The 6,208-nt window shown below is 70.1% G+C and carries 5 protein-coding genes; all 5 read right to left on the bottom strand.

The window, feature by feature from the left end; translation table 11 throughout:
- Positions 1-38: 38 nt before the first annotated feature.
- Complete coding sequence (gene pgl / locus ACLN58_RS16395; RefSeq protein WP_415856319.1) at positions 39-857, bottom strand: 6-phosphogluconolactonase; 819 nt, start codon at positions 855-857, stop codon at positions 39-41.
- A complete protein-coding gene (locus tag ACLN58_RS16400; RefSeq protein WP_415856320.1) occupies positions 847-1,788 on the bottom strand; it encodes a glucose-6-phosphate dehydrogenase assembly protein OpcA in 942 nt (313 codons plus the stop codon). The genes pgl and ACLN58_RS16400 overlap by 11 nt, the downstream gene beginning before the upstream one ends.
- The gene (gene zwf / locus ACLN58_RS16405; protein ID WP_415856321.1) at positions 1,785-3,341 is read right to left on the bottom strand and encodes a glucose-6-phosphate dehydrogenase; all 1,557 of its coding nucleotides are present in this window, start codon (positions 3,339-3,341) and stop codon (positions 1,785-1,787) included. Before zwf ends, ACLN58_RS16400 begins: the two co-directional genes overlap by 4 nt.
- 112 nt (positions 3,342-3,453) lie before the next feature.
- Positions 3,454-5,064 carry a glucose-6-phosphate isomerase gene (locus ACLN58_RS16410; protein WP_415856322.1) on the bottom strand — a complete coding sequence of 537 codons (1,611 nt, stop codon included), beginning with the start codon at positions 5,062-5,064 and terminating at the stop codon, positions 3,454-3,456.
- Positions 5,061-6,182, bottom strand: coding sequence for a transaldolase (gene tal, locus ACLN58_RS16415; protein ID WP_415856323.1), 1,122 nt, complete (start codon positions 6,180-6,182; stop codon positions 5,061-5,063). Before tal ends, ACLN58_RS16410 begins: the two co-directional genes overlap by 4 nt.
- Between the last annotated feature and the right edge of the window lie 26 nt (positions 6,183-6,208).

The following is a 6,208-nucleotide window of genomic DNA, read 5'->3' on the forward strand; positions in this document are numbered from 1 at the left end:
CCCACGAGACGTGACCTTTGAACGTTTGGGGACCCCCTTTAGGCCGAGGCCGGTTCCTTGCGCAGGAGGTTCTCCGGGACCTTCGCGGCCGCCGCAGCGTCGATGAGCCACAGCGTGCGGTTGCGGCCACGCGCGCCCGCCGCCGGCACCTGGACTGTCCCGGCGCCCGCGAGGGCGAGGCCCACGGCGCCCGCCTTGTCCTCGCCGGCCACGAGCATCCAAACCTCGCCTGCGGACTTGATCACGGGCAGCGTGAGGGAGATGCGCTCGGGCGGCGGCTTCGGGGAGTTCGTCACCCCGACCACCGTGAGGTCGTTCTCGCGAATGCCCGCCATCTCGGGGAACAGCGACGCGACGTGCGCGTCGGGGCCCACGCCGAGCAGCAGAACGTCGAAGCGCGGCACGCGGCCGGGCTCGTCGGCGCGATCATCCGAGTAATCGGCCTCGTGCTCACGCTGCGCCGCCTCGGCGAGCCGTTCGGCGTAGTCCGCGGCCGCGTCGTCGGGCGTCGCGAACTCACCCGCGGCCCCCGGAACGTGGACGCGCGCGGGGTCGAGCGGAAGCTGACCCAGGAGGGCCTCCTGAGCCTGGACCGCATTTCGCTCTGCGGAGTTCGCCTCGACGAAGCGCTCGTCACCCCACCAGATGTTGACCTTCGACCAGTCGACGGCGGCGCACGCCGGCGAATCCGCGACGGCACGCAGGGTCCCGATGCCCATGGTGCCGCCCGTCAGGACGATCGTCGCGTCGCCGTAGCGGTCCTGCGTGTCCACGAGCTTCGTGATGAGGCGCGCGGCGATGGCCGCCAGAAGCACGGACGAATCGGGATGGATGCTCACTCGGGGATCAGCGCTCACTCGGTGTCACACTCCTCAGGTTGGTGCGCGGAAGGCCCTCGGCAAGAACCTCGCCGAACACCTCGTCAGGATCGAGCCGACGCAGCTCTTCGGTGAGACAGTCCTGAAGCGTCCGCCGGGGGAGGGCGATGCGCTGGGAGGGCTGCCCCGGCTGGGTCAGCTCGGCCACGGTGAGGCCCGGGCGGTAGAGCTGGATGTCGCCCGACGGGCGGTTGAGCTTGACGCGTCGGATGCCGGTGCCCGCGGGGTCGGACACGATCGTCACGGGCACATCGAGCTCGAGCGTGAGCCACGAGGCGAGCAGGACCGTGCTCGGCGAGTCGGAGGCTCCCTCGACGGTCACGGCAGTCACGGGCGAATCGTCGGCCTGATCGAGCGCAGCCGCGAGCTGGATGCGCCAGTTCGTGAGGCGCGTCCACGCGAGGTCGGTGTCGCCTGCGCGATACGTCTCGCGCATCTGATACAGCGCCTCAGTGGGGTCGGGCTCATTGCCGGAGTCGGTGATCCGTCGGTGCGCGATGCAGCCCACTGACGTCGCGCTCGCGTTCTTCGGGGCGCCGTGCGGCCACCACGCGACGATCGGAGCGTCGGGCAGGAGGAGCGCCGCGACGAGCGATTCGCTCTCTTCGGCGAGCCGGCCGTAGCCGCGCAGCACGACGACCTCGGACGCGCCGGCGTCGCCGCCCACGCGGATCTGGCCGTCGATCCTATCGGCCGAGTCGCGGCCCGAGTCGACGAGCACGATGATGCGGCAGGGGTGCTCGCGGCTGGCTTGGTTGGCCGCCTCGATGGCCTCTTCCTCGTAGCCGTGCTTCGTGATGACGACGAGCGTGAGGACCCGGCTGAGCGCCACGACGCCGCCCTGATGGCGGACGTTCATGAGCTCCTTCGAGATCTTCGAAGTCGTCGTGTGGGGAAGGTCGATGATCAAGGCCGCCTCCAAGAGCGTCCGTCGCGGGCCATGAGCGCGTCAGAGGACGCGGGGCCCCAGCTGCCAGGTGCGTAGGGTTCGGGCTTGTCTCCCGTGGCCTCCCAATAGTCCTCGAACGGGTCGAGGATCTTCCATGAGAGCTCGACCTCCTCGTGACGGGGGAAGAGCGGCGGCTCGCCGAGCAGAACGTCGAGGATGAGGCGCTCGTACGCCTCGGGGGAGGACTCGGTGAACGAATGGCCGTAGCTGAAGTCCATGCTCACGTCGCGCACCTCCATCTGGGTGCCCGGGACCTTCGAACCGAAGCGGATGGTGGCGCCCTCATCCGGCTGCACGCGGATCACCACGGCGTTCTGACCGAATTCGGCGCTTCCCTGGTCGAGGAAGAGCAGGTTGGGCGCCTTCTTGAAGACGACCGCGATCTCGGTGACGCGGCGGCCAAGGCGCTTTCCGGCCCGGAGATAGAACGGAACGCCCGCCCACCTGCGGGTGTGGATGTCCACGCGGATCGCGGCGTAGGTCTCGGTCGTGGAGTCGGCGGGGATGCCCTCCTCCTCAAGGTAGCCCTGAACGAGCTCGCCGCCCTGCCAGCCGCCCGCGAACTGTCCGCGCGCGGAGTGGAGCGAGAGGTCCTCGGGGAGTCGCACCGCGGCGAGAACCTTCTCCTTCTCGGCCCGGAGGTCCTCGGCCTCGAAGGAGATGGGCTCCTCCATGGCCGTGAGCGCAAGGAGCTGCAGGAGGTGGTTCTGGATGACGTCGCGCGCGGCGCCGACCCCGTCGTAGTAGCCGGCTCGGCCACCCGTGCCGATGTCCTCGGCCATGGTGATCTGGACGTGGTCCACATAGTTCGCGTTCCAGAGCGGCTCGAACAGCTGGTTCGCGAAGCGCAGCGCGAGGATGTTCTGGACCGTCTCCTTGCCGAGGTAGTGGTCGATCCGGAAGACGGCGTCCGGCGGGAAGACCGACTCGACGATGTCGTTGAGCTGGCGCGCCGACTCGAGGTTATGGCCGAACGGCTTCTCGATGACCACGCGGCGCCACTTGCCCTCCTGGGCCTGCGCGAGTCCGTGGTCGGAGAGCTGGCGGCACACCTGCTCGAACGCCTTGGGCGGGATCGAGAGGTAGAACGCGTGGTTGCCGCGCGTACCGCGCTTTTCATCGAGTTCTTCGAGAGTGGTCTTGAGACGCTCGAACGCTTCGCCGTCGTCGAACGCGCCCTGAACGAAGCGCACGCCCTCGTTGAGCTGGGCCCACACGGTCTCGTCGAACGGCGTTCGCGCGTACTTCTTGACCGAGGCCTTGACCTCCTCGGCAAAATCCTCGTGCTCCCATTCGCGGCGCGCGAAGCCCACCAGCGCGAAGCTCGGCGGGAGCAGGCCGCGGTTGGCGAGGTCGTAGACGGCGGGCATGAGCTTCTTGCGGGCGAGGTCGCCGGTCACCCCGAAGAGCACGAGCGCGGACGGGCCCGCGATGCGGTTGAGGCGCCGATCCCGCGGGTCGCGAAGCGGATTGCGCCGCCGCGTCCCGTGCGCGCCGTTGTCGTTCTCTGGCATGATGCCTTTCTATTCCATCTGGTGCGGACCGCGAAAGCGCACAACCTCTACGCACGTCGCAGTGCAAAAGCCGCCGGCCCGGCCGCGTGGGCCGAGCCGACGGCTTGGAGCCTTAGCGGCCCAGAGCAGACACGAGCTCGGTCAGCTGCCGGACCCCCGCCGCGCGGTCGGCGAGGTGTAGGCGGAGCACCGGGCGCCCGTGCTCGGCGAGCACCTGGGCGTCACCGGCGGCCTGGGCCTCGATGAGCTGCGCGAACGTGAACGGGCGCTCGGGGATCTCGACGTCGTTCGACGCTGCGGCCGTCACCTGAAGGAAGACGCCCACGGCGGGGCCGCCCTTGTGGTACTGACCGGTCGAGTGCAGGAACCGCGGGCCCCAGCCGAAAGTGGTCGGCCGGCCGGTGGCCTTGGCGAACACGTCGCGGACCCCCTCGAGCTGCGGGTACGCGAGCCGGTCGAGGTAGGCCTGCACGCTGAGGTAGCCCGTCGGGCCGAGCTGGGAAAGGAGGGCCTTGACGGCCTCCTCGACCGTCGCGGCGCCGCCGAGCCACTCGCCGCCACGGACCTCGATCGAGCCCTCCACGAAGTTCGCGGGGGTCGGTTCCGGGCGAGCGTCGAGAAGGCCGCGCGCGGCGACCTTCGCGGCCTCGACGTCGGGCTGGTCGAAAGGGTTGATGCCCAGGAGGCGCCCGGCGACCGCGGTCGCGAACTCCCACGCGAGCATCTGGGACGCGAGCGTGCCGCCCACGGCGGCCTCGTTCTCGCCGAGGGTGGGCTCGCCGTCCGTGGAAACGAGTCGGACCACCAGGACGTCTGCGGCGCCCTCCGACACCTCGGGGGAGTCCACCGAGGCGACGACGGGCAGAACGCCCCGGCCGATCTTGCCAGTCGACTCCGCGATGAGCTGTTCGGCCCAATCCGCGAAGCCCGCGATGCCGGAGCCCGCCTCGACGATGACGGCCTTGTCCCGCAGCGGAGTCGTGCCGCCGAGGGCGGCACCGAGCTGCAGACCGATGTTGTCCGCCGAGTCCTCGCGGAGAAGTTCCGCAGCCTCCTCGGCCTCGTCGAGCAGAGCCTGGACGTCGACGCCCGCGAGGCCCGAGGGCACGAGCCCGAACGCCGTGAGGGCCGAGTACCGGCCGCCAACCGTGGGGTCCGCGTTGAACACGGCCCGGTAGCCGGCCTCACGGCTCGCCGCGTCGAGCGGCGAACCGGGGTCGGTGACGACGACGACGCGCTGCTTGGGGTCGATGCCGGCTGCCGCGAAGGCTGCTTCGAAGGCACGGCGCTGCGAGTCGGTCTCGACGGTCGAGCCGGACTTCGAGGACACGACGACGGCGGTGGCCTCGATGCGCTCGGAGAGCGCCGCGGCGACCTGCTCCGGATCGGTCGAGTCGAGCACAACGAGCGGGACGCCGGCCGTCGCCGTGATGACCTCGGGCGCGAGCGACGAGCCGCCCATGCCGCAGAGGACGATCCGGTCGACGCCCTCGGCCCGGAAGGCGTCGCGCAGCGCGACGATGTCCGCGACGAGCGGCTGCGAAACGCTCGCCGCGTCGACCCACCCGAGGCGCTTCGACGACTCGTCTTCCGCCGCCTTGCCCCACAGCGTGTGGTCCTTCGCGAAGATCCGGCTTGCCACGCCGTCGGCCGCAAGCTGCGCGACGTGCGCTTCGACGGCCTCGCGGGCCGCCCCCGTCGCGTCGAAGGTCAGCGCGCTCATGCGCGCGCCCCCTGCGCGGTCTCGGAGAGGGTGCGCTCGACGTCGGCGAGGAGGTCGTTCCAGGAGGCGACGAACTTGTCGAGGCCCTCGGTCTCGAGGACGGCGACGACGTCGTTGTAGGAGACGCCGATCTTCTCGAGCGCGTCGAGGTGGGCGTTGGACGCCGCGTACGTGCCGCGCACGGTGTCGCCGGTGACCTCGGCGTGGTCGAAGGTCGCGTCCAGCGTCTTCTCCGGCATCGTGTTCACCACGCCAGGGGCCACGAGGCCCGTGACGTAGAGGGTGTCGGGGAGTGAAGGGTCCTTGACGCCGGTGGAGGCCCACAGCGGGCGCTGGGGCAGCGCGCCGGCGTCGGCGAGGAGCTTGAAGCGCTCGGAGGTGAACTCCTCCTCGAAGACCTGGTAGGCCAGGCGGGCGTTGGCGAGGCCGGCCTGGCCCTTGAGGGCCTTGGCCTCGTCGGTGCCGATGGCCTCGAGGCGCTTGTCGACCTCGGTGTCCACGCGGGAGACGAAGAACGAGGCGACCGAGTGGATGTTGGCGAGGTCGTGGCCGTTGGCCTTGGCCTTCTCGAGCCCGGTCATGAACGCGTTGATCACGGCGCGGTAGCGCTCGAGGGAGAAGATCAGCGTGACGTTGACGCTGATTCCGGCGCCGAGCGTCTCGGCGATCGCCTCGAGGCCCTCGAGGGTGGCGGGGATCTTGATGTACACATTCTCGCGCGCGACCTTGGCGTGGAGGCGCTTGGCCTCGGCGATCGTGCCGGCGGTGTCCCACGCGAGGCGCGGGTCGACCTCGATCGATACCCGGCCGTCCACGCCTTGGGTCGCCGCTGCGACGGGGGCGAAGAGGTCGCACGCGGTGGCGACGTCGTGGGTGGTGAGCTCGAAGACGGTGCGCTCGACGTCGGCGCCGTCCGCGACGAGCTCGCGCAGCTGGGCGTCGTAGCCGTGGCCCTTGGTGATCGCGGCCTGGAAGATCGTCGGGTTCGTGGTCACGCCCACGACGTTCTTCTCCTCGATCAGGGCCTTGAGCGATCCATCGGTCAGGCGCTGACGCGAGAGGTCATCGAGCCAGATCGAGACGCCGGCGTCGGAGAGGGCCTTGGTAGGGGTAGTCATGTCAGTTCCTCCTTGTGAGGTGGTCG

Origin of the sequence: Sinomonas sp. G460-2 (genome assembly GCF_047759905.1) — a bacterium.
GTDB lineage: Bacteria > Actinomycetota > Actinomycetes > Actinomycetales > Micrococcaceae > Sinomonas.